Source organism: Salarchaeum japonicum, from assembly GCF_049705945.1.
GTDB lineage: Archaea > Halobacteriota > Halobacteria > Halobacteriales > Halobacteriaceae > Salarchaeum > Salarchaeum japonicum_A.
The window spans coordinates 837,452-859,002 of the sequence record NZ_JBNAMV010000004.1 but is presented as its reverse complement, the minus strand read 5'-3'; the positions used below and the strand labels follow the sequence as shown (position 1 = coordinate 859,002).

29 protein-coding genes and 3 tRNA genes are annotated in these 21,551 nt (G+C 64.8%); 17 read left to right on the top strand and 15 right to left on the bottom strand.

The annotated features are described in order from the left end of the window. Position 1: 1 nt before the first annotated feature. Positions 2-394 carry a DUF5790 family protein gene (locus ACOZ4O_RS06290; protein WP_424524460.1) on the bottom strand — a complete coding sequence of 131 codons (393 nt, stop codon included), beginning with the start codon at positions 392-394 and terminating at the stop codon, positions 2-4. Between the two features lie 31 nt (positions 395-425). After that, positions 426-761, bottom strand: a complete 336-nt coding sequence (locus ACOZ4O_RS06285; RefSeq protein ID WP_424524459.1) for a dihydroneopterin aldolase family protein — start codon at positions 759-761, stop codon at positions 426-428. Positions 762-850: 89 nt separating this feature from the next. On the opposite strand from ACOZ4O_RS06285, the gene azf reads away from it, so the two are divergent. From azf to ACOZ4O_RS06270, 3 genes are all read left to right on the top strand, one after another. Beyond that, positions 851-1,594, top strand: coding sequence for an NAD-dependent glucose-6-phosphate dehydrogenase Azf (azf, locus tag ACOZ4O_RS06280; RefSeq protein ID WP_424524458.1), 744 nt, complete (start codon positions 851-853; stop codon positions 1,592-1,594). A 65-nt stretch (positions 1,595-1,659) separates the two neighbouring features. Then, entirely contained in the window at positions 1,660-2,526 is an 867-nt protein-coding gene (locus ACOZ4O_RS06275; protein ID WP_424526150.1) for a M48 family metallopeptidase, read from the top strand. Positions 2,527-2,562: 36 nt separating this feature from the next. Then, positions 2,563-2,793 carry a hypothetical protein gene (locus tag ACOZ4O_RS06270; protein ID WP_424524457.1) on the top strand — a complete coding sequence of 77 codons (231 nt, stop codon included), beginning with the start codon at positions 2,563-2,565 and terminating at the stop codon, positions 2,791-2,793. Here the strand turns inward: ACOZ4O_RS06270 and ACOZ4O_RS06265 are convergent. Continuing rightward, the gene (locus tag ACOZ4O_RS06265; protein ID WP_424524456.1) at positions 2,790-3,374 is read right to left on the bottom strand and encodes a DUF309 domain-containing protein; all 585 of its coding nucleotides are present in this window, start codon (positions 3,372-3,374) and stop codon (positions 2,790-2,792) included. The genes ACOZ4O_RS06270 and ACOZ4O_RS06265 overlap by 4 nt on opposite strands. Positions 3,375-3,521: 147 nt before the next feature. Beyond that, positions 3,522-3,594: transfer RNA gene (locus tag ACOZ4O_RS06260), tRNA-Asn, on the bottom strand. A gap of 97 nt (positions 3,595-3,691) precedes the next feature. Here ACOZ4O_RS06260 and cca point away from each other — a divergent pair. Next, positions 3,692-5,041 carry a CCA tRNA nucleotidyltransferase gene (cca, locus tag ACOZ4O_RS06255; RefSeq protein WP_424524455.1) on the top strand — a complete coding sequence of 450 codons (1,350 nt, stop codon included), beginning with the start codon at positions 3,692-3,694 and terminating at the stop codon, positions 5,039-5,041. Here cca and ACOZ4O_RS06250 read toward each other — a convergent pair. After that, positions 5,020-6,036 (bottom strand): histone deacetylase family protein, encoded by a 1,017-nt coding sequence (locus ACOZ4O_RS06250; RefSeq protein ID WP_424524454.1) that lies wholly within the window; start codon positions 6,034-6,036, stop codon positions 5,020-5,022. The two genes, cca and ACOZ4O_RS06250, sit on opposite strands and share 22 nt — an antisense overlap. After that, on the bottom strand, positions 6,033-6,464 hold the full coding sequence (locus ACOZ4O_RS06245) for a histone (protein ID WP_424524453.1): 432 nt from the start codon (positions 6,462-6,464) through the stop codon (positions 6,033-6,035). The genes ACOZ4O_RS06250 and ACOZ4O_RS06245 overlap by 4 nt, the downstream gene beginning before the upstream one ends. A gap of 103 nt (positions 6,465-6,567) precedes the next feature. Here ACOZ4O_RS06245 and ACOZ4O_RS06240 point away from each other — a divergent pair, with 103 nt between their 5' ends. Beyond that, positions 6,568-6,798, top strand: coding sequence for a hypothetical protein (locus tag ACOZ4O_RS06240; protein ID WP_424524452.1), 231 nt, complete (start codon positions 6,568-6,570; stop codon positions 6,796-6,798). Here ACOZ4O_RS06240 and ACOZ4O_RS06235 read toward each other — a convergent pair. Beyond that, positions 6,795-8,189: a single-stranded DNA binding protein gene (locus ACOZ4O_RS06235; RefSeq protein ID WP_424524451.1), complete on the bottom strand. Its 1,395-nt coding sequence runs from the start codon at positions 8,187-8,189 to the stop codon at positions 6,795-6,797. The genes ACOZ4O_RS06240 and ACOZ4O_RS06235 overlap by 4 nt on opposite strands. Positions 8,190-8,375: 186 nt before the next feature. Between ACOZ4O_RS06235 and ACOZ4O_RS06230 the strand changes: the two genes are divergently transcribed. Both ACOZ4O_RS06230 and ACOZ4O_RS06225 read left to right on the top strand, forming a co-directional pair. Then, positions 8,376-8,448: transfer RNA gene (locus ACOZ4O_RS06230), tRNA-Arg, on the top strand. 215 nt (positions 8,449-8,663) lie between these two features. Further along, a tRNA-Ile gene (locus ACOZ4O_RS06225) sits at positions 8,664-8,738 on the top strand. Positions 8,739-8,887: 149 nt separating this feature from the next. Here ACOZ4O_RS06225 and ACOZ4O_RS06220 read toward each other — a convergent pair. Then, positions 8,888-9,415, bottom strand: coding sequence for a type IV pilin (locus ACOZ4O_RS06220; RefSeq protein ID WP_424524450.1), 528 nt, complete (start codon positions 9,413-9,415; stop codon positions 8,888-8,890). 483 nt (positions 9,416-9,898) lie between these two features. Here ACOZ4O_RS06220 and ACOZ4O_RS06215 point away from each other — a divergent pair, with 483 nt between their 5' ends. Beyond that, the gene (locus tag ACOZ4O_RS06215) at positions 9,899-10,852 is read left to right on the top strand and encodes a winged helix-turn-helix domain-containing protein (RefSeq protein WP_424524449.1); all 954 of its coding nucleotides are present in this window, start codon (positions 9,899-9,901) and stop codon (positions 10,850-10,852) included. A 120-nt stretch (positions 10,853-10,972) separates the two neighbouring features. Continuing rightward, a complete protein-coding gene (locus ACOZ4O_RS06210; RefSeq protein ID WP_424524448.1) occupies positions 10,973-11,473 on the top strand; it encodes a flavin reductase family protein in 501 nt (166 codons plus the stop codon). Positions 11,474-11,616: 143 nt separating this feature from the next. Here the strand turns inward: ACOZ4O_RS06210 and sod are convergent, their stop codons facing one another. Next, on the bottom strand, positions 11,617-12,219 hold the full coding sequence (sod, locus tag ACOZ4O_RS06205; RefSeq protein ID WP_424524447.1) for a superoxide dismutase: 603 nt from the start codon (positions 12,217-12,219) through the stop codon (positions 11,617-11,619). Positions 12,220-12,420: 201 nt separating this feature from the next. Between sod and ACOZ4O_RS06200 the strand changes: the two genes are divergently transcribed. The 4 genes from ACOZ4O_RS06200 to ACOZ4O_RS06185 all read left to right on the top strand — a co-directional run bounded on the left by ACOZ4O_RS06200 (position 12,421) and on the right by ACOZ4O_RS06185 (position 15,939). Further along, entirely contained in the window at positions 12,421-13,167 is a 747-nt protein-coding gene (locus ACOZ4O_RS06200) for a pirin family protein (protein WP_424524446.1), read from the top strand. 45 nt (positions 13,168-13,212) lie between these two features. Beyond that, the gene (locus tag ACOZ4O_RS06195) at positions 13,213-13,725 is read left to right on the top strand and encodes a SprT-like domain-containing protein (RefSeq protein ID WP_424524445.1); all 513 of its coding nucleotides are present in this window, start codon (positions 13,213-13,215) and stop codon (positions 13,723-13,725) included. Between the two features lie 57 nt (positions 13,726-13,782). Further along, positions 13,783-15,099, top strand: coding sequence for a hypothetical protein (locus tag ACOZ4O_RS06190; protein WP_424524444.1), 1,317 nt, complete (start codon positions 13,783-13,785; stop codon positions 15,097-15,099). A 213-nt stretch (positions 15,100-15,312) separates the two neighbouring features. After that, entirely contained in the window at positions 15,313-15,939 is a 627-nt protein-coding gene (locus ACOZ4O_RS06185; RefSeq protein WP_424524443.1) for an archaellin/type IV pilin N-terminal domain-containing protein, read from the top strand. Between the two features lie 397 nt (positions 15,940-16,336). Here ACOZ4O_RS06185 and ACOZ4O_RS06180 read toward each other — a convergent pair whose 3' ends face one another. Genes ACOZ4O_RS06180 through ACOZ4O_RS06160 form a run of 5 tightly spaced genes read right to left on the bottom strand, consistent with a single transcriptional unit; the run spans position 16,337 to position 18,446 of the window. Continuing rightward, positions 16,337-16,690, bottom strand: coding sequence for a hypothetical protein (locus tag ACOZ4O_RS06180; protein ID WP_424524442.1), 354 nt, complete (start codon positions 16,688-16,690; stop codon positions 16,337-16,339). A gap of 47 nt (positions 16,691-16,737) precedes the next feature. Then, complete coding sequence (locus ACOZ4O_RS06175; protein WP_424524441.1) at positions 16,738-17,484, bottom strand: hypothetical protein; 747 nt, start codon at positions 17,482-17,484, stop codon at positions 16,738-16,740. Between the two features lie 3 nt (positions 17,485-17,487). Then, the gene (locus ACOZ4O_RS06170; protein ID WP_424524440.1) at positions 17,488-17,637 is read right to left on the bottom strand and encodes a hypothetical protein; all 150 of its coding nucleotides are present in this window, start codon (positions 17,635-17,637) and stop codon (positions 17,488-17,490) included. A gap of 26 nt (positions 17,638-17,663) precedes the next feature. Further along, positions 17,664-18,227, bottom strand: coding sequence for a hypothetical protein (locus tag ACOZ4O_RS06165; protein ID WP_424524439.1), 564 nt, complete (start codon positions 18,225-18,227; stop codon positions 17,664-17,666). A gap of 39 nt (positions 18,228-18,266) precedes the next feature. Then, entirely contained in the window at positions 18,267-18,446 is a 180-nt protein-coding gene (locus ACOZ4O_RS06160; RefSeq protein ID WP_424524438.1) for a hypothetical protein, read from the bottom strand. Positions 18,447-18,521: 75 nt separating this feature from the next. Here ACOZ4O_RS06160 and ACOZ4O_RS06155 point away from each other — a divergent pair, with 75 nt between their 5' ends. Further along, positions 18,522-18,974 (top strand): DUF7500 family protein, encoded by a 453-nt coding sequence (locus ACOZ4O_RS06155; protein WP_424524437.1) that lies wholly within the window; start codon positions 18,522-18,524, stop codon positions 18,972-18,974. On the opposite strand, the gene ACOZ4O_RS06150 is transcribed toward ACOZ4O_RS06155, so the two are convergent. Further along, the gene (locus tag ACOZ4O_RS06150; protein WP_424524436.1) at positions 18,971-19,582 is read right to left on the bottom strand and encodes a hypothetical protein; all 612 of its coding nucleotides are present in this window, start codon (positions 19,580-19,582) and stop codon (positions 18,971-18,973) included. The genes ACOZ4O_RS06155 and ACOZ4O_RS06150 overlap by 4 nt on opposite strands. 96 nt (positions 19,583-19,678) lie before the next feature. On the opposite strand from ACOZ4O_RS06150, the gene ACOZ4O_RS06145 reads away from it, so the two are divergent. The 3 genes from ACOZ4O_RS06145 to ACOZ4O_RS06135 are packed head-to-tail and all read left to right on the top strand — an operon-like array spanning position 19,679 to position 21,546. Continuing rightward, complete coding sequence (locus ACOZ4O_RS06145) at positions 19,679-20,644, top strand: FlaD/FlaE family flagellar protein (RefSeq protein ID WP_424524435.1); 966 nt, start codon at positions 19,679-19,681, stop codon at positions 20,642-20,644. Between the two features lie 6 nt (positions 20,645-20,650). Beyond that, positions 20,651-21,091 carry a flagellin gene (locus ACOZ4O_RS06140; RefSeq protein ID WP_424524434.1) on the top strand — a complete coding sequence of 147 codons (441 nt, stop codon included), beginning with the start codon at positions 20,651-20,653 and terminating at the stop codon, positions 21,089-21,091. Then, a complete protein-coding gene (locus ACOZ4O_RS06135; protein ID WP_424524433.1) occupies positions 21,091-21,546 on the top strand; it encodes a flagellar protein G in 456 nt (151 codons plus the stop codon). Before ACOZ4O_RS06140 ends, ACOZ4O_RS06135 begins: the two co-directional genes overlap by 1 nt. The last annotated feature ends 5 nt before the right edge of the window (positions 21,547-21,551 follow it).

The following is a 21,551-nucleotide window of genomic DNA, read 5'->3' as shown; positions in this document are numbered from 1 at the left end:
CCTACTCCTCGTCGTCCAGGCTCTCCAGTTCCCCCCGGAGTTCCGGGATGGTGGACGCGAGGTCGCCGACTTTCTCGGAGACCTCTTCGAGGTCGTCGAGAACGTCCTCGATTGACTCGATTTCCTCGCGGAGGTCGTCTGCGTCCTCGAAGGCGTCCGCGCGCTCGCCGATGGTGAACCACTTCTTCGCGTCCCGCAGGTGGCTCTCGACCTCCTCGGCTGCGAGCGCGGACCGCAGGCCGTTGAGCACGCCGAGCGTGTTGTCCGCCTCGACCGTCCAGATGGCGTCCGCGTCCGGCAGGGCCGCACGCGCCGCATCGAGGTGTTCTTCCACGTCGCCGCGGATTTCGTCCGCCGCCTCGCCGAACAGCTCGTCGTCCGCCATGTCACTCATACCCGGGAATTCGACGGAGAGTGGTTTAAAACTACGCCGCGTTCTCCACCGAATCGAGGCGCATCAGCGGATAGCCGTCCGCCATCTCCATCGACGCCACCACGGTCGCGCCCTCGTACGCGACGACGAGTTCGACCTCCATGTACTCGCCCGTCAACTCCGTGTACCCGTGCGCGGTGTCTAAACGGTCGGTGAGAATCTCCACCGACACGCGCTCGCAGTACGGCTGATTCTCGATGGATTCCTCGATAGCGCGCTCCAGCGACGCCGCGCTCCCGGGACTCACCGGCGTCCCCGCGAACTGATGGTAGAGCGTCCCGAACTTGATTCCCGCCTCGAAACACGCCTCCTCCGGAGTGCTCGCCATACCCGTCCTCGAACCCGCGGCGAGTAAGCCGTGTCGCCTCCGACCGGAACCGCACCATTGATTTTCCCACTCGCCGAGTGTCTACTCGAATGGACGACCCGGTACTGCTCACGGGCGCGTCGGGGCGCGTCGGACAGGCCATCCTCGGCGGTAACGAGGACGACTACGACTGGCGACTGTTCGACCGCGAACCCCCCGAAGCCGCCGCCGACCACGAAGTCGTGGTCGGCGACATCACCGACGAGGATGTCGTCCGCGACGCCATGCAGGGCGTCGGCGCCGTCATCCACCTCGCCGGCGACCCCCGCCCGGACGCACCCTGGGACTCCGTCCTCGCGAACAACATCGACGGCGCTCAGACCGTCTACGAGGCCGCCGTCGACGCCGGCGTCGACAAACTCGCGTTCGCGTCCTCCAACCACGCCGTCGGCCACTACGAGACCGACCGCAAACCAGGCCTCTACCGCGAAGACGACGACTTCGCGCTCGACGGCACCGAACTCCCCCGACCCAGCAACCTCTACGGCGTCTCGAAGGCCGCCGGCGAAGTCCTCGGCCGCTACTACCACGACGAACACGACCTCTCCGTCGTCTGCGTCCGCATCGGCAACCTCACCAAAGGCCATCCGCCCATCGACTACGAACGCGGCCAAGCGATGTGGCTCTCCTACCGGGACTGCGCGCACCTCTTCGAACGCTGCATCGAAGCCGACTACGCCTACGAAATCGTGTACGGCATCAGCGACAACGACCGGAAGTACTACAGCCTCGAACGCGCCCGCGACGTGCTGGGATACGAACCGCGGGACAACAGCGCGGAACACGACGCCTGACCGCCGCCTTTATCGCCCACGACGGCTAAGAAGCGAGTATGAGACACGTCGGACTGAAAGTCCGGATGGCCATCGTCGGCGCCATCCTCTTCGCGTTCTACTCGGTCGCGGTCGCCGCCGCGTGGTTCTTCTTCGGCCAGAGTACGACGATTCTCGGTATCGCCATCGTCGGCAGCGTCCTGCTCGTCGGCGTCCAGTACAAAGTCGGGAAGTGGGCGGCGCTCCGGTCGGTCGGCGCGGAAGACATGTCCGAAGACCAGTACCAGGAGATCCACTGGATGGTTGAGGACATCTCCGAGTCGATGAACGTCAAGAAACCGCGGCTGATGATCGCGGACATGGGCGTGCCGAACGCGTTCGCGGTCGGTCGGAAGGGCGCGGGCGTCGTCGTCGTCTCCCGCGAACTCATGCAGATACTCGAAAAGGACGAAATCGAGGGCGTGCTCGCGCACGAAATCGCGCACATCGCGAACCGCGACGTGGTTACGATGCAGCTCGGCCAAGGTATCGCGTCCATCGTCGCCATCGTTGCACAGTACATCGTGCTGTTCACGGGCGACAACGACCTCGCCGACTTCTTCCTCGCCATCTTCGTCGGCCAGATCGTCCAGTTCATCGTGATGATATTCGTGCTCGCCATCAGCCGATACCGCGAGTACGTCGCGGACGCAGACGCGAAGCGCGCCATCGGGAACGGCGACCCGCTCGCCCGCGCGCTCGAAAAGATTAGTCAAGGGAACGCGCAGGCTGCCGAAACCTCCCGGAACGCCCAGCGCACGCGCGGTCGCGGCCGACAGAACCGCCAGCGCGACTCCGGGGTCGACCAGCAAGTGAGCGCGCTCTGCATCGCCAGCCCCGAACGCGGCTTCCTCGAGAAAGTGCTGTCCACGCACCCGCCGATGGAGAAGCGTATCCAGCGCCTCCGCGAGTAACGCAGGGGTTTTATCGCTTCCCTGTTCCCCCTAGCTATGGCTGGCATTCGTGAACTTCTCGCCGTCGCGCTCGGTGTCGTGCTCGGCGTGCTGCTCCTCGTGTACCCACAGGCGTTCATCCGCATTCAGACGCTCGGCCGCGTCCCCCACGACCGCCACGGCCACTACGGCAGCGACGACGCGCCGAGCGGCTGGGTGCGCGTCGTCCAACTCATCGGCGCCGCCTGCCTCCTCGTCGCCGGTTACGTCGCACTCCAACTCCTCTAGAACAAGCCCTCGACGTCCCGCTCGCGCCGCCGACGCTCCTCCGCGTGCTCACCCAACCGCTGCGCGACGATCGCGCGCTTCTCCGCGTCCGTCACAAAATCGATCGCCAGCCGAACGAACACGCTGTCCGTCTCCCCCAACTCGAAATCCTCGCGCGCGTACGCCACGCCCTGACGAACCGCGTCCTCGCCGCGTTCGTCCGCGAGCACCGGCGCAGCACGCAACGCCGCCTCCGGACCCAACGCACTCAACGACACTAGCTCTCCGTCTATCGTGATTCCCTGCGGCGGCCCGCGCTCCACCCGCTCCGGGTCCGCCGCCAACCCCCGCAGATACGCCCGAATATCGTCCACGTTCACCCCACGCGACTCAGCGGACTCGAGATACTCGCACGCACTCCCCGCCAGGCTCACACAGCCCTCCCAGTTCCGCTCCCGCGCGTGATGCACCGCCCCCGCGTACTGAATCAACCCCTGCAAGAGGTCGTCCCGCTCGTCCAACCACGCAGACTCCCACACGTCGTGCGCCGCATAATAGTAGCCCGAATCGAACACCGCCACCCCCGCACGAAGCCCGTCCATACCCGAGACACGAGACACGAACTAAAACGACTCCCGATTACCGAACCCACGAAAAGCGAACGCAAAACCACTTCCAGAAACCCGGGGGTTTCTGGACTCGCGCCAGACACCGAGCGTCTGGCTGAGCGTGTTTTTCGCTGAAAAACACGCCGCCGCCAGGGCTCGAACCTGGGACAACCTGGGTAACAACCAGGTGCTCTACCAACTGAGCTACGGCGGCTCGCACCCGTCAGTAGTCGCGTTCTTTTGAAAGGGCTTTCGTTTCTCGGCGGGTGTGTGCCGGTATTCTTTCCCGGAGGGCGGGCGAATCCGGGGGTATGAGTGAGTTCGAGGACGTGCTGGCGCGGGTGCGTGAGCGCGTGGACCCGACGCCGAGCGAGCGCGAGCAGTTGCGGGCTGCGGCGGACCGGCTGGTGGCGCGAACGGAGGACGCGCTCGCCGACCTCGGTGTCGACGCGGACGTGATGCAGGTCGGGAGTACCGCGCGCGGGACGTGGGTTCGAGGGGACCGCGACATCGACGTGTTCGTGCGGTTCGACCCGAGTCTCTCGCGGGAGGAACTGGAAGACCTCGGGCTGGATGTCGGGAATCGCGTGCTTCCGGATGGGCACGAGGAGTACGCCGAGCACCCGTACGTGAAAGGGACCTTCGAGGCGTACGACGTGGACCTCGTGCCGTGCTATCGAGTGGAGTCAGCGACGGAGATTCAGTCGGCGGTGGACCGCACGCCGTTCCACAACGTCTACCTCCGCGAGCGCCTCACCGACGACCTCGCGGCGGACGTCCGGCTGTTGAAGCAGTTCCTCAAGGGCGTCGGCGCGTACGGGAGCGACCTCCGAACCCGGGGGTTCTCGGGCTACCTGACGGAACTCCTCGTCCTCGAACACGGCGGGTTCCGCGAGGTTCTGGAGGCGGCGCGGGACTGGCATCCGCCCGTGGAGTACGACCCCGAAGCGCACGCCGAGGCGTCGTTCGACGACCCGCTCGTCGTCGTTGACCCGACCGACCCCGAGCGGAACGTCGCGGCCGTCGTCTCCGACGAACAGGTTGCGCGCCTCCAGCACTACGCCCGCGTCTTCCTCAACACTCCCCGGGAGCGCGTGTTTTTCCCGGACGAACGCTCGGCGCTCGACCCAGCGGACGTGGAGGCGCACTTGGAGCGTCGCGGGACGAGCGCGCTCGCGGTGCGGTTCGACGCCCCCGACCTCGTGGAGGACCAGCTCTACCCGCAGCTCCGGCGTTCCCGGAAGGGCTTCGTGCGCGGCCTCGAACACGCCGGGTTCGACGTGCTGCGGTCGGCGGCGTGGGCGGACGACTCCGCGGTGCTGTTCGTCGAACTCGCGACGGCGACGCTGCCGGCGGTCGAGCGCCACGACGGTCCGCCCGTGCACGTCGGCGAGCATGCGACCGGGTTCTTCGAGAAGTACGAGAACGAGGGCGTGTACGGGCCGTTCCTCGACGGCGACCGGTACGTCGTGGAGCGCGAGCGTGACATCCGCACCGCCGCCGGATTCGCGACTGAGCGACTCGACGAAGTCGCGCTCGGCACCCACGTCGCGTCCGTTGTCGACGCCGGCGACTACGAGGTGCTCGTGGACGCGGACGTGGCGGTGCTCGCGAACGAGTTCGGCCGCGAACTCGCGACTTACTTCGACCCGATTCCCTGACGCGCGTTGAGTACATCGTCGATGACCGCGCGCGCAGCCTCCGATACGTCGTCCTCGGGCGTGACGGGCGTCATTCCGTCGAACACTTCGTGGACCATCCCGACGCCGTCGGAGAGCGTGTCGAGGCTGTACCCGCCTTCGAGCACGAACCCGAGACCGGCGTCCACGGCGTCCGTGACGGTGCGCATTCGCTCCGTAAGCACGCCGTAGCCGTCCGTCGAGACGTGCATCCGCGAAATGGGGTCGTGGCGGTGCGCGTCGAACCCCGCGCTCACCAGCACGAGGTCGGGGTCGAACGCCTCGAACGCCGGAATCACGAGTTCGTCGAACGCCGCGATGTACTCCGCGTCGCCCGCGCCCGCCTCGAACGGCACGTTCAGCGTCGCACCCTCGCCGTCGCCCTCCCCGGTCTCTTCGATGTCCCCCGTACCCGGGTAGAGGCCGTCCTCGTGGACGGACGCGTAGAACACGTCGCCGCGGTCGTAGAAGATGTCCTGCGTGCCGTTCCCGTGATGGACGTCCCAGTCCAGAATCGCGACGCGCTCTGTTTCGGTCGTCGCGAGCGCGTGTTCCGCGGCGATGGCGACGTTGTTCAGGAAACAGAACCCCATCGCGTTGTCCGCGACCGCGTGATGTCCGGGGGGTCGCCCGAGCGCGAACGGCGTCTTCCGGCCCGAATCACCGGCGACCGCGCGTCGCGCCGCCCACATCGACTGCCCCGCGGACGCCAACGCGGCCGGCCACGTCTCCTCCACCGCGGACGTGTCCGGGTCCCAACTCCCGCCGCCCGACTCACAGAACTCCACGAGCCGGTCCACGTACCCGGATTCGTGCGCGCGCTCCACCTCCTCGCGCTCCGCGTCCCGCGCCGCGACGTACTCGACGCCGTGGCGTTTCGACAACGCCTGCCGTATCGCTCGCAAGCGGTCTGGACTCTCCGGATGACGCGGCCCCGGGTCGTGGTCGAGACACGCGTCGGCGTACCCGAACCTCATTCCACGAGCTCGAAGTACGTCTCGACGTCCTCTGCCTGCACAGTACGTCGTCCCGCGTGCTCCGCCAGTATCGCCGCTCCCGCCGCCGCGTCCGCCGCGTACTCCTCCAAGCGTGCGGCGAGCGCGAGTCGCGCGTCCTCCGACACCCGGTACTCGTCGGGGATGTCGAGTCGCGCGATACGATCGATGGGAGCGACCGGAAGCGCGAGCGACTCCCGGTCCGTCACGTTCTCGACGCTGAAATCAGCCGCCATCAGCGTCTTCCGGCCGTCGGTGTCGGCGCGCTCGGCAGCGGTCGCCGCCACCGCCGCGCCGTGGTTCTGGATGCGTCGCGCGAGTTCCTCTGCCGCGTCGGCGCTCACCCGCAAGTCGCCCGCGTGCCGCCGAATGATATCGTCCACCGGCGCGAACGGGAGTTCGACGCTCATACCCAACTACGGGGCAGTCTCTCTCTTAACACTTATCGTGTGGGCGCGTCTCGCACACCGTTCCGCCATCACGAATAACAGGCGCGCGCCGGAATCCCCGTATATGGCGAAGAACCCACACCAGTCGAACGCCGACGACATCGCGGAGCAGGAAGTAGAGGCGAACGAAGAACAGGCCGAAGAAGCCGTCGAGGAACGCCGCGCCGCCGACGAGGAGTACGAGGAAGAACGAATTCGGGAGGAACTCGACCACGAGGACGAAGCGCGCCACGAGGACGCCAAAGAGGAGCGAAACCCCGATAACTTCCGGGACGACGAACCCTACGACGACTAACGCACGTCTTCGGCGTCTAGCGTGCCGTCGCGGAGCGTTCCGCGCACCGTGACTTCCTCTCCGAGCGTCACGTCCGTCTCGGTGTCGACGCTCATCGTCTCTTCGCCGTCGTCCAGAATCACGGGCGACCCCGCCTGCACGACAACGCCCGTGAACTCCACGTCCTCACCGCCCGCGGACGCTTCCTCCTCCGCCTCCTCGGTTGAAGAGGACGTATCGGGACTGGTGCCGTCCTCGAACGAGGAGAGGTCCGCGCCCGCGGACTCGGATTCCGACTCGGTCGCCGCGCCGTCGTCTAGCGCGATGACCGTGGACTGCCAGCCAGCGGACGCTTCGAGGTCGTCCTGCCAGCCGTCCTGTACGTCTACGTCCGTGAACAGGAGTTCGTCACCTGGTCCGATGTCGAGGTCCGCCTTCTCGCCCCAGAGCGCCACCCGGATGTCGCCCGACTGGTCCTGCAGGCGAACGTTCCGCACTTGGCCCTCACTGCCGTCGTCGCGGTCGAACGTCCGCTTTTCGTCCACCGACCGCACGACGCCCGCGATGTCCGCGGTCTCGTCCAGCTCGAGGTCGTCGATGGGTTTCGCGTCCGGCACGAACGACACGTCCTCGTCCACGGTCTCGACGCGCCCGCGGTTCCCGACGTGCAGTTCGAGCGACCCGTCGCGCTCCCGCACGTACCCGTCCGTTATCTCCACAATCTCGCCCGCCGCGAACTCGTCCGCGAGGTCGGCCTGTTCGTCCCAGAGCGTCACCCGCACGCGCCCCGTCTCGTCGCCCACGAGCAAGTTCGACACCTTCCCCTCCGACCCGTCGTCGCGACTGAACGTCCGCACGTCATCCGTCGACAGGACCTCCCCCACGAGGTCCACGTCAGACGCGCCCATCGTCAAGTCCTCCACGCGATACGTGTCCACGACCTGCACGTCGATTTCCTCGTCCTCGTCCACCTCGACCTGGGAGACGTTCACCTCGACGCCGTTGTAGCCGTCCTTCGGCCGACCCTTGATACGCAACACCTGGCCGGGTTCGAGTTCGTCCGTCGCCGCTGCGGCCTGCTCGTCCCAGAACGACACCCGCACCGACCCGGACTCGTCCGCCACATCCACGTTCAACACGCGACCGTCCTCGTCCTCCTCGTCGCGGTCGAACGTCCGCACCTCCCCCACGCTCGTCACTTTCGCCAGAAACTTCACCTCCTCCATCTCCGGCTCGATATCCGCGATACCGTTCACCTCCCCCTCGTCTAACTCGTGGGCGAGCAACATCGCCGCCGTCTCCTCGTCCGCCAACCCCCCCATCTGCTCCACCTTCGCCTCCACCGCCTCCCGAAACTCCTCCAGGGAAACGTCCGTGTCGAGGTCCTCGTACGTCTCCTCAATAGCGCCCATAATCGTGAATCAAGCCACGTGAGTCCCGCGCATAAACATTGTCCTCTCCACCACACACCGACGCCCTCTCCCGAACGCTCACCCAGCAATCCATACCCACGACTCCCCCGCCATCACACAAGAACCCTCACACCCCGACCGCCGAATCGTAACCGCTTTACATACCACCACGCTACAGATAGATGAGTCCGGGTAGGGTAGTGGACTATCCTCTTGGCTTGCGGAGCCAGGGACCGGAGTTCAAATCTCCGTCCGGACGTTTCTCACATCGCTACACGGCGAGCGTCCCGCTCGCCGTTCGCTCGTTCGAAACGCCCGGCCTGCCCCCGCTCGCCGCTGGCTCGCGGGGACTCCGTCCGGACGTTTCCACGGACACGCTTGTGGATATCGGCCCGCAAACCCCGCAATCGCCGGCAGCGTCGGCTCGCCGCGTCCCGGTAGTCTAAAGTCGCGGACTCGGTTACGTAGACGCGAGGGCCCTTAGCTTAGTCTGGTTAAAGCGCCCGGCTCATAACCGGGTGAGCGGTGGTTCAAATCCGCCAGGGCCCATCCGATTCACGCCCGTTTCCTAGTGAAACCCCTCCATAGCCGTAACTCTCTCTCTAAAGTTTATTCGTTTACGCGTTTCGAGGAGAGCAGCTCCGAGGCGGCGGCTCTCGCGTGTTGTGTACGAAAGAAAGGCGACGGTGTAAATCGGGTTATTCGACGCGGACGGTCGGCGTCGCGACGGTCGAACCGGATTCCGTGTCGATAATCTGCACGGTGAGCGTCTGCCCCGCGGTCACGTTAGTGCCCGACACTTCTTTGAGGGTGAGCTGGTCCCCTGCATCGAAGGAACTGTCGCTCAGCGCGCCGCTAGAGACGTTCAGATTACTGTTGGTACCGGCGTCCCAGCTTCCCTTGGTGGTGTTCCACGTGATGTCCGCAATCTGGGCTCCGCTTTCGTTACTGACCGTGATACGGAGGTTGGACTGCTTGATGGAATCGCCCTGCTGGTGATTAATGTACAGGACAGTCTGATCACCCGTGCTATTCAGCTGTTGACCGGCGTCAGTGGCGCCGATGGATGCGGTGGGTGCGGTGTTCTGGATGTCGTTGCCGAGGTTGAGGACGAACGCACCGATGACGGCTGCCAGGATGACAGTGATGGCGACCATCAGTATAACTCCGATGACGGGGCTGACGCCACGTTCGTCGGCGTCTATGGACGGTATTTCGAGTTTCATGATTGGGTGTGCACCGAGAGCACCACAACACCCATAGTGAGGTAGGCCGGAAAATCCGGTGGCGGTCAGGTGGTGTCGTGGTTTTTCCCGCGTGCTTACCATATAGTGGGAGCCAAAGCATCTTAAATGCCATTGCCATACCTGTATAGACGCACGCCTGACAGTGTCTGACGCCCGAATGTCGGATTTCAGAAAACCTTCACGAGTTTGGTCGGCGCTGCGCTTTTAATTACTGAGAGCGTGGGAGAGAACCCCGCCCGTTAGCCACTATCCGTCGCGAGAGCTTGTGATTCCCTCGGCGTTTACCGGACAGCAGGGGTGCACCGCCAAACCCACCCGTACGATTGAGGGGGGTCGCGTTATCCTCCCGTGTCCCGGCCGCCGTCCTCCGTCCGACTCGACACGCGTGTTCGATGGCGGTGTCGCTGGCGTTCGATGAGTGGTCCCGATACGTTTTACCGCGCGGTCGTTCATATGTGTGGTATGAGTCAGTTCGACCGGTCCGCGCGCGAGGACGCGGACGGCGCGGGTGAGGCCGCTGGCGAGGGCGGTGTGGCGACGCCCCGGACAGAGGAACGCATTCCGCCCGCGGACGTGTTTTCGGTGCTGGGGAACGACACGCGCGTGGACATCCTGCAGGCGTTGCTCGAACTCGGCGCGGACGAGGAGCCCGTGAGTTTCACGGACCTCTTCGAACGCGTGGATATCGCGGACAGCGCGAACTTCAACTACCACCTCCGGAAGCTCACCGGCCACTTCGTGAAACAGACGGAGGACGGCTACGCGTTCCGCTATCCCGGCCGGAAGGTCGTGAGTTCGATCTTCACGGGGACGCTGACGGAGCGCGCGCAACTCGGGTTCTTCCCCGTCACGGGGTCGTGTTACGACTGCGCGGGAAGCCTGCACGGCTGGTACGTCGACGACACGCTCACCGTCGGCTGCACCGAGTGCGGCACCATCCAGGTGAGCTATCCGTTCCCCTCCGGTGGACTGGACGACCGGACGACCGACGACCTGATGCAGGCGTTCCATCACTACGTCCGCCACCACTACTGCCTCGCAGCGGACGGCGTCTGCCCCGAATGCACGGGCAGCGTCGACACCAGCCTCGTCCGCGACCCCGACCGCGACGACCTCGACGTCGCCGTTCGCCACGTCTGCTCGCGCTGTGGCTACCAGCTTCAGTCCACCGTCGGCGTCACCCTCCTTGACAACGCGCACGTTCTCGTCTTCCACTCCGAGCGCGGCATCGACCTCAATACCGAACCCTTCTGGCACTTCGACTGGTGCGTGAGCGACCGCCACACCGAAGTCGTCGCCGAAGACCCGCTCACGGTCGAACTCACCCTCGAATGCGAGGGCGACGAACTCCGCGTGCTCGTCGACGACGACGTCACCGTCACCGACACCGCGGTCGTCGAACACCTCTCCAACTGACTGCTGTACGCGTCTGCAGAAAGCGTTCTTCTCCCTCCCGACCCACTGTTCGAGTATGACGCACCAGACTCGTCACGCACGCACCGCCTCGGAACCAGCGACGAACCGGGGTGGTGTGTGATGGTGGACGCCGACGCCTTCCGCACCGTCCTCGGGAACTTCGCGACGGGCGTCACCGTCGTCACGCTGCCCGGCGAAGACCCGCACGGCATCACCGTCAACGCCTTCGCCAGCCTCAGCCTCGACCCGCCGGTCGTCCTCGTCTCCTTGGACCACGGAACCGAAGCCCACCGCATCCTCCAGGAGACCGACACTGACAGTTACGCCGTCAACGTCCTTACCACCGAACAGCGCGGCCTCGCCGAACACTTCGCCGGCATGACCGAGGACGGCGACCCGTTCACCGAAGAAGCGACGACCACCGAAGCCACCGGCGCCCCACTCTTCGAGGAGTCGCTCGCGACGATCGACTGCACGCTCCACGACACATTCACCGTCGGCGACCACACTATCTACGCCGGACGCGCCGAACACGCCGCCGTCCGAACCGAGAGTGCGGATCCGCTCACGTTCTACCGCGGCGAGTGGGGAACCGTCACGGACGACCCGTTCGACGACTGAAACCGGCTAATTTCTATTTCTGTTCTTTTCGCTGCGCGTACGCGTAGCTTCGCGACTCGTTGAGACGGGTGGAACCCGGATGGGTTCCGAAAAGGTGCCAACCGTGGGCCGACTGTCACCGCGGGGTGGAACCGGTGGTCCGCTTACTCGAAGCGCTCGACGGCGTCCGCGAACCGGCTCGCGGGCTCGTTCCAGTCGACGACGTCGAAGAAGTTGCTGATGAAGTCGCCGCGGTCGGGGCCGTAGTCGTAGTAGTAGGAGTGCTCCCAGACGTCGAGAGCGAGGATTGGGTGGCTGCCCCAGAGCGCGCCCTGGTCGTGCTTGTCGACCACGACGTTGCGGAGCTGCTGGCTGTGGCTGTCGTAGACGAGGAGCGCCCAGCCGCCGGCGGCGGACGCCGCGGCCTCGAACTCGCCCTTCCAGGCGTCGTAGGAGCCGAAGTCTTCCTCGATTCGGTCTCGGAGGTCGCCTTCGGGTTCGTCGCCGCCCTCGGGGCTCATGGACTCCCAGAACAGCGTGTGGAGCACGTGACCGCTGCCGTTGTGGGTGACGTTCCGGATTGCGCCCGCGGAGGAGGAGAAGTCGCCGTCCTCGCGGTTGGATTCAAGGGTTTCTTCGGCGGAGTTCCAGCCGTTGACGTAGCCCTGGTGGTGGGTGTCGTGATGCCAGGTGAGTACCTGTTCGCTAAGCGCCGGTTCGAGCGCGTCGTAATCGTACGGCAACGCGGGAAGTTCGTAGTCGCTCATAGTGCACTCCATTCTACCGGCGCTACGAGTATGAAGGTTCTCTGTAGCGCGTTCAAGTAAGAAAAACAACTTCTTCTGAAACGCTCAAAAGAGCCTCTATGCGGTCTAAAAAAAGAAAACTCGAAATTAAGGTTGCCCAACGGCCACTTTCCGACTTCCGGCTACGTGATGCTTATCAGTATTGGGCGGGTTCGTTTCGGTATGTCTACTGACGACCCCGAACGACGGCCCGAACCGGTCGCCGGACAGACCGTCCAGCACGGAACGGGCGTAAACTCGAATCGCGCGTTCCCGACGAACAACTACCCGCACAACCTCGATCCATTTGTCCTCTTCGAGCGGTTCTACATCGACCCCGACAAGGGGTTCCCGATGCACCCGCACAAGGGATTCGAGATCGTCTCCTACATGATAGACGGCGGGATGGAACACGAGGACTCCCTCGGCGTCAGCCACACCGCCTACGAGAACGAGGCGATGCGCATCACCACCGGCGGCGGCATCGAGCACTCGGAATTCCCCGCGGACGGCGACGCCTGCAACGGCCTCCAACTCTGGGTGAACCTCCCGCGCGAGAAGAAGGAGATCGACGCGGACTACGAGGACGCCGACCAAACCGACCTCCCCACCGAGGAACAGGACGGCGCGACCGTCACGACGGTCGTCGGCGACGGCTCCCCGCTCAGCCTCCACACCGACATGCAGTACCTCGACGTGCGCGTCACCGACTCGTGGACGTGGACCGTGCCCGACGGCTGGGCCGGCTTCCTCTACGGCGTCGCCGGCGAGGGCACCGTAGACGGTGACGACTTCGCCGAAGGTAATGTCTTCCCCACCACGAACGGTGACGAGTTCGCGGTCGAGACCGACGACGCCCTCCGCCTCGTCGCCGTCGCCGGCGAACCCCACGACGAACCAATCCGCCAGCAGGGCCCGTTCGTCTTCTAACGCCCGACCCCCAGTTCTATACTCGCCCCCGTCCAGTCTCCTCCCGTGAACGACGTCGAGTGGTACGCGGTCACGCCGCCCTGCAGCCACGAGGAGTTCCTCGCCGCCGTCCGCGTGTACGCACGCGACCTCGTCTCCGCCCACGACCTCTCCGTCCAGGTCTCCGACCTCGCGTGGTCCGTGAGCACGCGCGCGAAACGACGCGCCGGCGTCCTCCGCTACCGCGACGACACGCCCGTCGAGGTTCGGCTCGCGTGGCGGCTCTTCGAGAACCGGGGCTGGCACGCCGTCGCCAGCACGGTCCGCCACGAACTCGCGCACGCACACCTCGTCACCGAACACGGCGACGGGAGCCACGGCCCGCGATTCCAGCGACTCGCCGACCGACTCAACACCGCGACCCACTGCGAGCGATTCACGCCGCCCACTTGGTGGGTCGTCTGCACCGACTGCGACCACCGTCTCCCCCGCTACCGCGAATCCCGTCTCGTCCGCAACCCAGAGCAGTACGCGTGCGGCCGCTGCGGCGGCCCGCTCACCGTCAACACACCCGAATAACCGGCTTCCTGGCTGCCTCAACGCTTATCCGTCCGTGCGACGAAGCACTCCTAATCGATGGCTAGCGTCTCCGCCTCCCACGTCATCCTCTTCATCGCCGCCGTCGCCGTCGCCGCGATGCTCGCCGGCACCGCCACCGGCGTCGCCAACGACGTCTCGACCGCCATCCGCGACACCGGCGAGGACTACGGGGAGACACTCGACACCGACTTCGCCATCATCAGCGACTCCGGCTCCAGCGCCATCTACAACGACTCAAACACGACCGTCACCCTCCTCGTGAAAAACACCGGCGCGAACGTCCTCCCCACCGACCCCAACCGCATCGACACCCTCATCGACGGCGAATTCGTGCAAGAGACCGACATCACCGTCCTCGATGGCGACTACTGGCGGCCCGGCAACGTCGCCCGAATCACCCTCGACACCACCCTCGACGACGGCGCACACCGCGTCGTCGTTCGCGCCAACGAACGCCGCTCACTCCTCACCTTCCCGTTCTACGGAAGCGCTGCGGATCTTAGCGGTGACGTGGTGTTCTCCGGGTCAGTGAAACTGTATGACGCCGACACGCAAGTCGTCACCACGTATCTCAACGAAATGGTTCCGGAAGGACTCGGGCCGTCACAGGACTTTGACGAGGACGGCGCGGCCGACATCCCGTACGTCAACCAGTCCGGTGCTCTGAAGATCGCCTACGGTAACGGCACCAACGTCACGCTTCCTGGACAACCGTTCACCAGCACCAGCTCGGACGCGGGCACGCGGCTCGCCGTCGGCAGTTGGAACGGCTCCGACCGCTCCATCTTCTTCGGCAACAACTCCGGCATCTACGGTGTCACGCTTGACAGCCGAGACGTGTTCACCGTCGCCGACCAGTCGAACGCACAGGCGAACGGCATCGTCGGCATCACGGACTTCGATGGGGACTCCGCTGACGAAATCGTGTTCGTCACGTCGAACCCCGGGCTCACGTTCTTGGACGACGACGGGACCGTCCATTCCTCGTCCAAGAGTCTCTCCTCGTCGCTTGGTGTCGGAACGCCCGCTGACTTCGACGGCGACGGGAACGTCGGCGTCCCTTACCGCGACAGTTCTGGATACATCTCTGTCCTCGAATACACGTCGGGGTCGCTCTCTTCCTACCAACCGAACGGCGTTCAGGAACAACCGGAGAGCGGAACTGGAATGGGCGCGGCTGATGTCGACGATGACGGCACACCCGAAATAATCTATGTCGAGTACGCCTCGAACGATGGCGACCCGGCCCCGCTACGGTATATGGAGGGAACCACCGGCGACATCGGGTATCTCCGCGACGAATCCGGCACCGTCGTCATCGTCGATACCGACACCACGATCGGCGTCGCGTAGTGTTAAGCGGTGCTTTCTTTCACTCGCGCTCTGCGAGCACGGCCCTAAACCACTCATTAAACTGTCGGCCAGCTGTCTCGAAAAACCGGGTCTCGACCCCTGATTTAGCCAATGAGTTTATGTGTATGTCCCGTGTTTGTGGTGTTACAGGCGGCGCGCAGGCTGTGTGACTGCGTCGCTGACGGACCGCCAACAAACCATCCCAATCCAATCATGGTAGACATCAGCATTCCCCGCCCCGACTTCGAGAAAGACCGGGGCCAGATCGGTATCGAAACGCTCGTCGTGTTCATCGCAATGATCCTCGTCGCCGCACTCGCGGCCGGCGTCCTCATCAACACGGCAGGCATGCTTCAGACATCCGCGCAATCCACGAGCCAGGACGCCCAGTCCGGCGTCACGGACCGGCTCGACGTGAGTGCCGCGACCGGTGTTGTCCAGAACGCGAGTAAACTTCCTGCCAGCGCTGGCCACGAAAATTCCAGTAAAGTCATTAATGAGACCACAATTTCGGTCAGTCTTGCGCCAGGTTCCGATCCTATTAATGTAAATGACACTACGATTCGCTGGACGGGACCGGGCGGTGCTACGACCCTTACTAACGAGAACTTCACGGTCAGCGCAGTGACGGACGAGGGTGAGACCAAACCGGTGCTCAATTCTCAAACGGATCGCTTCCAGGTTACGATTAATCTTACTGAGCAGCCAGTCAGCGTACTTGAGGGCGGTGAAACTGTTCACCTTACGTTCGTAACGTCCTCGGGTGCCGAGACGGTGTTCCAGATGAACGTCCCGGCCTCGCTCGCTGACGCTTCGCCAGGCGAAGCTGTCCGTCTCTAAGTCGGACTTTCACTTCCGAACACGCCGCGGTTTTTCTTTCGGACACAAACCGGATAGCGACGCGTCCATTCCCACTCGCTGGGTAGTCTGGCTCGTTCAATCAGCGTCGCGTGTATCGCCACATTCGCGCTCACGGTCCGGCATTTCTCGCCAGTCGCCTATCGCTGTAGTTCTGTACAAATTCCATACTCCGGGGCACACGCGTCTTTGCCACACAGAGCGGGCTTGTGGTAGTTGCGCCTTACTGTACCCATCTACTCTAGAACGCGTCCGCTGTCTCGTTTTCAGTAGTATTCGTCCCCGTGACGCCCCTCCCGCACCCACTCGAACTCGTTCTAGGCTGTGATGCTATCCATGGCGCACGTACCGGGTAGCAACCGAGTGGCCTTTTCGCTGGCTAGAGGTATTGGTTGAGGAAGCCGAGGAAGAGCGCGCCGGCGAAGACGACGAGCAGGAAGAGTAGGGCGAACGCTGGGTGGGTGAACGCGCTCTGGACGCTGCCGTCGGCTTTCTGGGCGGCGACGAACATCGCGCGGAAGACGACGAGGCTGGCGCCGAGGAAGAGCAGGAAGACGACCGTGCCGAGCACGGGGATGACTTGTTCGGGCTGAATTTGGGCGACGGTCGCGACCGCGGCCACGGCGATGCTGACGACGAACGCCGAGAGGATGACGAGCGCGGCCTGGTTACGGGGTTTGATGTCGCGGAAGCCGGGGAGCCTGTCGGGCAGGTAGTCTTTCGTTTCGGCCATTGGCGCTCGCTACACCGTCCGCCGTCTTAAATATCAAGGGCCGTGGGCTATGTTGGAACGACGACGCGGACGACGCGCTCCGCGTACCAGCGGAACGGGTAGAGGAAGACGAGGAGGGTCGGAGTGCCGATGGCGACGTACAGCAGCGTCCACACGTCCACGAACACCGTTCGTACGTTGAACAACTGGGCGGCTTCGCCGGTCACTGGGACGGGGTCCACGCCGAGCGCGAGATACCACGCGAGCACGATTACGGGAAGCGTCCAGAGGTAGTGCCAGACGGCGGGCAGAACGTGGAATCCGCGTTCGTAGCGGTCGGTCGCGGTGCGCTGGCCGAGCTGGTAGACGAGCACCACGTAACTCACGGGCACGACGAATACCGAGATGGCGATTGCGAGGTACGTGAACGCCTCAGTCGTCGAGAGGAGGAGCGGAAGGGCGACGCCGGCCGCGATGACGCCGATGACGGAGAACGCGGCGACGGTCGTCATTCCGATCAGGGACGCGTCGTTCGCGATGGAGAGGTCGCCGCGAGCGACCACGGCGTCCCGCCGTGCCTGCGCGAGAACGAACGCGAGCGCGCGAGCCCCCAAGAAGATGGAGAGTACGCCGATGGAGTTCGACACGCTCCGCTGGAACCCACGCAGCAGCGGTGCGTCGTAGAGCACGACTCCCGTGATGGCGACGAACACGACCAGGACGCCCGTGAGCACAACCGTGCTCGCCCAGATCTGGCGCGAGACGAGCCAGCTCACGGCCTCGATTTCCTTCGTGCTCGGGGTTTCGGACGACATGAATCAGAACGCCGTCGTGCTCAACACACCGAGAACGAGCAGGATCATCCCGACGAGCAGCATCGGGGCCACTCGGAGCGGGAGATGCGCGCGGCAGCCCGGGACTGCGCGGTCCAGACCCCAATCTAGCACGTTCTCGAACGATACGTTCATCGTATGAAACTGGCGGCTACGGACGGTTATAGCTTATCGCCCGTAAGTGAGATGTTCTCGCTCGTAGTCGTCGGTTGTTCGAACGTCGACACGATCTCCCCGATGTACTGGTTTCCGGATATCTCGCCCGCGTTGTATTGTCGGGCCCACTCCCGCGCGATACCGAACGAGGCGGGCTGTCCGTCATACCTGTCCTCGACGGTGACTGTGAAGTCCGTCGCCGCTTCTCCGCCCGCACCGACGTAGGTCGCGTAGCTCCGCGCGAACACGCCCACCTCGGAAATGAACTCGCCGCGGTCGCCCGCTGTCGAGTCGTACGTCGCAGTGATGTACGTGAACGATCCCTCGTCGTTGCTCGCCGTCCCGGTCGCCATCCGCGTGAGGGGTATCGCGAAGTCGTTGTCCCCCTGTTCCGTCTCGATGAGGTAGCGGAGTTCCGCGACCGTTCCCTCCCCGTCCGCGTTCGGTTGAGTCGCCGTCACCGTCCGTTCGGTCCGCCCGTCGTCGCCGGTAAGCGACGAACAGCCCGCAAGCGCGCTCGCGCCTGCTACACCGAGTGCGCTGGCGAACGCTCGTCGGTCGAGTCTCATACCAGTACGCGGCGCCTTACCGAGAAAAGCGTTGTTGCCTCACGCCAGCATCTCGATGACGATGAGGCCGAACCCCGCGATGAGGAGCGCGAACGCGAACCCGTATTCGAGAACCACGAGGTGGACGGCGTCGGTCTCGTCGCTGTCCGCGAGCCGGAGGAACGCCGCCGCCGCGACGACCAGCCCGAGGCCGGCCGCGACGACCGAGAGCGAGACCATACTCGACTGGACGAGCGCGCGCGTCCTCAATGCTTCGCCCACGGGATTATGTCGCTCGCGCTCCACTCCACGCGTATGGCCGACGATTCGAACCCCACGGTCGAGGACGTGGAGGACGTGCCACCCGAGGACCTCGCCGAAGACGGCGTGCTCTCCCCCGACGACCTGGATGTGGAGGACCGCGACGAAGTCCAGGAAATCGGGGACGGCCGGTACGTCGTCTCCACGAGCGAGGGACAGTCACCCGACCCGCGACCCACCGCCGACCTCCCAGCGGAGGCCGACGACTCCCCGACGCCCGCTGAGACGCCGTCCGCTGCCGCGGCGCTATCGGCGGTACCAGAGAAGTACGCGGCGGCGCTCGCGGTGAAGACCGACCGCGGCGTCGCGGACGAGCGGTTCGCGTCGAACAACGTCGTGGACGCGTTCGAGCACACGCTCCGCTGGTACGCCCGCCGCATCGACGCCTCGGAACCGCCGGAGGACGTGCTGCGCGTGCTGCTCGCGGAGTCCGACCTCGACCTCTAGAGGGGGATGCGCTCGTAGAGGAAGACGAGCAACGCGGACAGCACGACCACCGCGGCGAGCGTGAGCTCGGGGCTCGGCGCGGCGCCGCCGAACGCCTGGTAGAGGATGGCAAGTTCGACGCCAATGACGATGCTGAGAAGCGCGACGACCGCGACGGCGAACCGCCACACGCGGCTCGGCCAACCGTGCTCTTCCACGGTTTCCGTGGTGGGGTTGCGCCGCAGGAACGTCACTTCCTCCATATCCAGCCCCATCGCTTCGTACTTGAACTCGCCCATCCGCCATCGGTCGAGGTCGCGCTCCGGGAGCAGGTAGCCGAACACGACGAGCGTGTCGACGCGCTCCTGGATGCGGTCGCTCTGTGCGTGTAACTCCACTGAGTCGGCGTGGCTGAAGTCCGTGAACACGAGCACGCCTACACTGTCTACGGTGATGTCGCACGGGCCCTGCGCCGTCCGCTCGACGGACACGTCCAGGCCGCGGTCGTCGAGTTCCGATTCGAGGTGGGCTGCGAGTCGCTGATTGAACACGCGCTTGTTCGCCACCGGACTCTCCCACCGAGAGAGAAGGTCGACGACCGCCTCGTGTACCGCGTTCTCGTCAGCCATCTGTAGCGTCTCTGTCCACTCGTCGCCCCAGAGCGGCTTAAACCCCAGTCTCCCTGCCCAAAGGTTCTTCTTCGCCGGGACCGAACCGAGTTACGAATGAACCTCGGCGACGTGATGCGGGAACTCGGCCTCGACTCCCTCGTTCCAAACAATCAGTCACGAGAGGACGAACAGGACGCCGAGGACGAGACGGAACAGGCGGACGCGGACGCTGACGCTGGGGAGGACACGGAGGAAGAAGAAGCGGTCTCCGAACCGCAGCAGCCCCGGATTTCGACGGAGGCGTTCGAGGGAGATGTGGGTGACGCGGTCGAGGAACTCCAGTACAACCTCGACGAAGTCCGAAACCGCGTCGACACCAACGAGTCCGCCATCGAATCCCTGGAGAACACCCAGGAGTCGATGGACGGCCGCCTTGACGATATCGAGGAGACGAACACGATTCTTCTCGGCGTGTACGACCGGCTCACCGACGACATCAATCCCTTCTCGTCGGACGACGAGCGCGAGGCGGCCGCGCCCGACGACGAGACGTACGGCGTGATGTCCGGCGAGGCGTCCGACGACATCGGCCACGAACGCCACACTACCGCTGACGCGGACGCTGACGACTCGGAAGACGAGGACGACGAGGATGTCGTCAGCTTCGCGGACCTCAAGCAGAACCTCGACGAGGACGCCGAGGAAGACGAACCCGACGAACCCGAGACGCCCGCGGATACACCGGCGCGGCCGGTGTCCGCGTCCCAGTCCGGCGACTCGCCCTACCTGAACGCGCTCGCGCCGACGTACGCGACTGACGTGGTGCTGATGCAGTGGGTGGCGATGCTCGTCGACACCGCGGGACCGGCGGGCGCGCTGAAAACCATCGACTACTACGCTCAGATCGACTGGATCAGTCCGTCCGTGAAGCGCCAACTGGAGACGGTGCTGTCGGGCGCGCACGACATCGACGAGGACCAGCCGTCCCGGCCGCCGAGCGAACTGTCCGTGGAAGCGCACAGCGAGAGTTTCGAACACATCCAGAAACTGGCACAGCAGACGGAGCTCGCGGGGACGTAGCAGTTCATGGGGTTCAGTACGAACGGCGCAGCCGCGATTCTGTTCGTTGCGGCGTTCATGGTCGTGGGCGTCGTCGTTCCCGCGGCGCAGGCCGGCTTCGAGGACGTCTCCGAGTCGATGAGCGCACAGGAGAACCGCGCGCTGGACGCCGGAAATACCGATATCGCGCTCGACAGCGTGACCTACAACAACACCTCGGACCAGCTCACCGTTCACGTCTCCAACACGGGCACGACCAGCCTGCACGTGACCGACACCGACCTACTCGTCGACGGCGCCTTCACGAACCCCGAGACGGCCGTCGAGGGAGCGAGCGCACGCACCGTCTGGGCGCCCGGTGAGACACTCACGTTCACGCTATCGACAGCGGACGAGCCCAAACGGGTTGTCGTCGTGACCGAGCACGCGGTGAGCGCGGGGACGAACAACGTGACGGTGGTGTCCTGATGGCGAGCGTCTCCGTCGACAAACTCATCATCTTCATCGCGTCCCTGATGGTCGCGGCGACGGTCGCGTCCACGCTCACCGCGAGCGTCGTCGACCTCGACCAGACCCTCGAAGGGTCGGGGCTCGCCGCCGCCGACAAGATAGAGACCGACGTGGACATCGTCGGCGACACCGGAAGCGACGCGTTCTACAACGACTCCACGGGGAACGTCACGCTCCTCGTCAAGAACACCGGGCAAAAGGACTTATACGCCCAGACGTCCCAAATAGACGTATTCATTGATGGTCAGTACGCGACGGTGGACGCCCTCTCCAGGCCCGACAACGCGACGGGCGACGTGTGGGCGACCGGCGAAATCCTTCGCCTCACCCTCTCGTACCCCCTCGACGCCGGCGAACACACCATCTCGGTGCACGTCGTCGGTGACGAGGAGACCGTGACCATCTACGTGTAGACCAA

Coding starts and splice junctions, on each gene's coding strand:
- ACOZ4O_RS06290 (WP_424524460.1), bottom strand. CDS start 394: ATGAGTGACATGGCGGACGACGAGCTGTTCGGCGAGGCGGCGGACGAA.
- ACOZ4O_RS06285 (WP_424524459.1), bottom strand. CDS start 761: ATGGCGAGCACTCCGGAGGAGGCGTGTTTCGAGGCGGGAATCAAGTTC.
- azf (WP_424524458.1), top strand. CDS start 851: ATGGACGACCCGGTACTGCTCACGGGCGCGTCGGGGCGCGTCGGACAG.
- ACOZ4O_RS06275 (WP_424526150.1), top strand. CDS start 1,660: ATGGCCATCGTCGGCGCCATCCTCTTCGCGTTCTACTCGGTCGCGGTC.
- ACOZ4O_RS06270 (WP_424524457.1), top strand. CDS start 2,563: ATGGCTGGCATTCGTGAACTTCTCGCCGTCGCGCTCGGTGTCGTGCTC.
- ACOZ4O_RS06265 (WP_424524456.1), bottom strand. CDS start 3,374: ATGGACGGGCTTCGTGCGGGGGTGGCGGTGTTCGATTCGGGCTACTAT.
- cca (WP_424524455.1), top strand. CDS start 3,692: ATGAGTGAGTTCGAGGACGTGCTGGCGCGGGTGCGTGAGCGCGTGGAC.
- ACOZ4O_RS06250 (WP_424524454.1), bottom strand. CDS start 6,036: ATGAGGTTCGGGTACGCCGACGCGTGTCTCGACCACGACCCGGGGCCG.
- ACOZ4O_RS06245 (WP_424524453.1), bottom strand. CDS start 6,464: ATGAGCGTCGAACTCCCGTTCGCGCCGGTGGACGATATCATTCGGCGG.
- ACOZ4O_RS06240 (WP_424524452.1), top strand. CDS start 6,568: ATGGCGAAGAACCCACACCAGTCGAACGCCGACGACATCGCGGAGCAG.
- ACOZ4O_RS06235 (WP_424524451.1), bottom strand. CDS start 8,189: ATGGGCGCTATTGAGGAGACGTACGAGGACCTCGACACGGACGTTTCC.
- ACOZ4O_RS06220 (WP_424524450.1), bottom strand. CDS start 9,415: ATGAAACTCGAAATACCGTCCATAGACGCCGACGAACGTGGCGTCAGC.
- ACOZ4O_RS06215 (WP_424524449.1), top strand. CDS start 9,899: ATGAGTCAGTTCGACCGGTCCGCGCGCGAGGACGCGGACGGCGCGGGT.
- ACOZ4O_RS06210 (WP_424524448.1), top strand. CDS start 10,973: ATGGTGGACGCCGACGCCTTCCGCACCGTCCTCGGGAACTTCGCGACG.
- sod (WP_424524447.1), bottom strand. CDS start 12,219: ATGAGCGACTACGAACTTCCCGCGTTGCCGTACGATTACGACGCGCTC.
- ACOZ4O_RS06200 (WP_424524446.1), top strand. CDS start 12,421: ATGTCTACTGACGACCCCGAACGACGGCCCGAACCGGTCGCCGGACAG.
- ACOZ4O_RS06190 (WP_424524444.1), top strand. CDS start 13,783: ATGGCTAGCGTCTCCGCCTCCCACGTCATCCTCTTCATCGCCGCCGTC.
- ACOZ4O_RS06185 (WP_424524443.1), top strand. CDS start 15,313: ATGGTAGACATCAGCATTCCCCGCCCCGACTTCGAGAAAGACCGGGGC.
- ACOZ4O_RS06180 (WP_424524442.1), bottom strand. CDS start 16,690: ATGGCCGAAACGAAAGACTACCTGCCCGACAGGCTCCCCGGCTTCCGC.
- ACOZ4O_RS06175 (WP_424524441.1), bottom strand. CDS start 17,484: ATGTCGTCCGAAACCCCGAGCACGAAGGAAATCGAGGCCGTGAGCTGG.
- ACOZ4O_RS06170 (WP_424524440.1), bottom strand. CDS start 17,637: ATGAACGTATCGTTCGAGAACGTGCTAGATTGGGGTCTGGACCGCGCA.
- ACOZ4O_RS06165 (WP_424524439.1), bottom strand. CDS start 18,227: ATGAGACTCGACCGACGAGCGTTCGCCAGCGCACTCGGTGTAGCAGGC.
- ACOZ4O_RS06160 (WP_424524438.1), bottom strand. CDS start 18,446: ATGGTCTCGCTCTCGGTCGTCGCGGCCGGCCTCGGGCTGGTCGTCGCG.
- ACOZ4O_RS06155 (WP_424524437.1), top strand. CDS start 18,522: ATGGCCGACGATTCGAACCCCACGGTCGAGGACGTGGAGGACGTGCCA.
- ACOZ4O_RS06150 (WP_424524436.1), bottom strand. CDS start 19,582: ATGGCTGACGAGAACGCGGTACACGAGGCGGTCGTCGACCTTCTCTCT.
- ACOZ4O_RS06145 (WP_424524435.1), top strand. CDS start 19,679: ATGAACCTCGGCGACGTGATGCGGGAACTCGGCCTCGACTCCCTCGTT.
- ACOZ4O_RS06140 (WP_424524434.1), top strand. CDS start 20,651: ATGGGGTTCAGTACGAACGGCGCAGCCGCGATTCTGTTCGTTGCGGCG.
- ACOZ4O_RS06135 (WP_424524433.1), top strand. CDS start 21,091: ATGGCGAGCGTCTCCGTCGACAAACTCATCATCTTCATCGCGTCCCTG.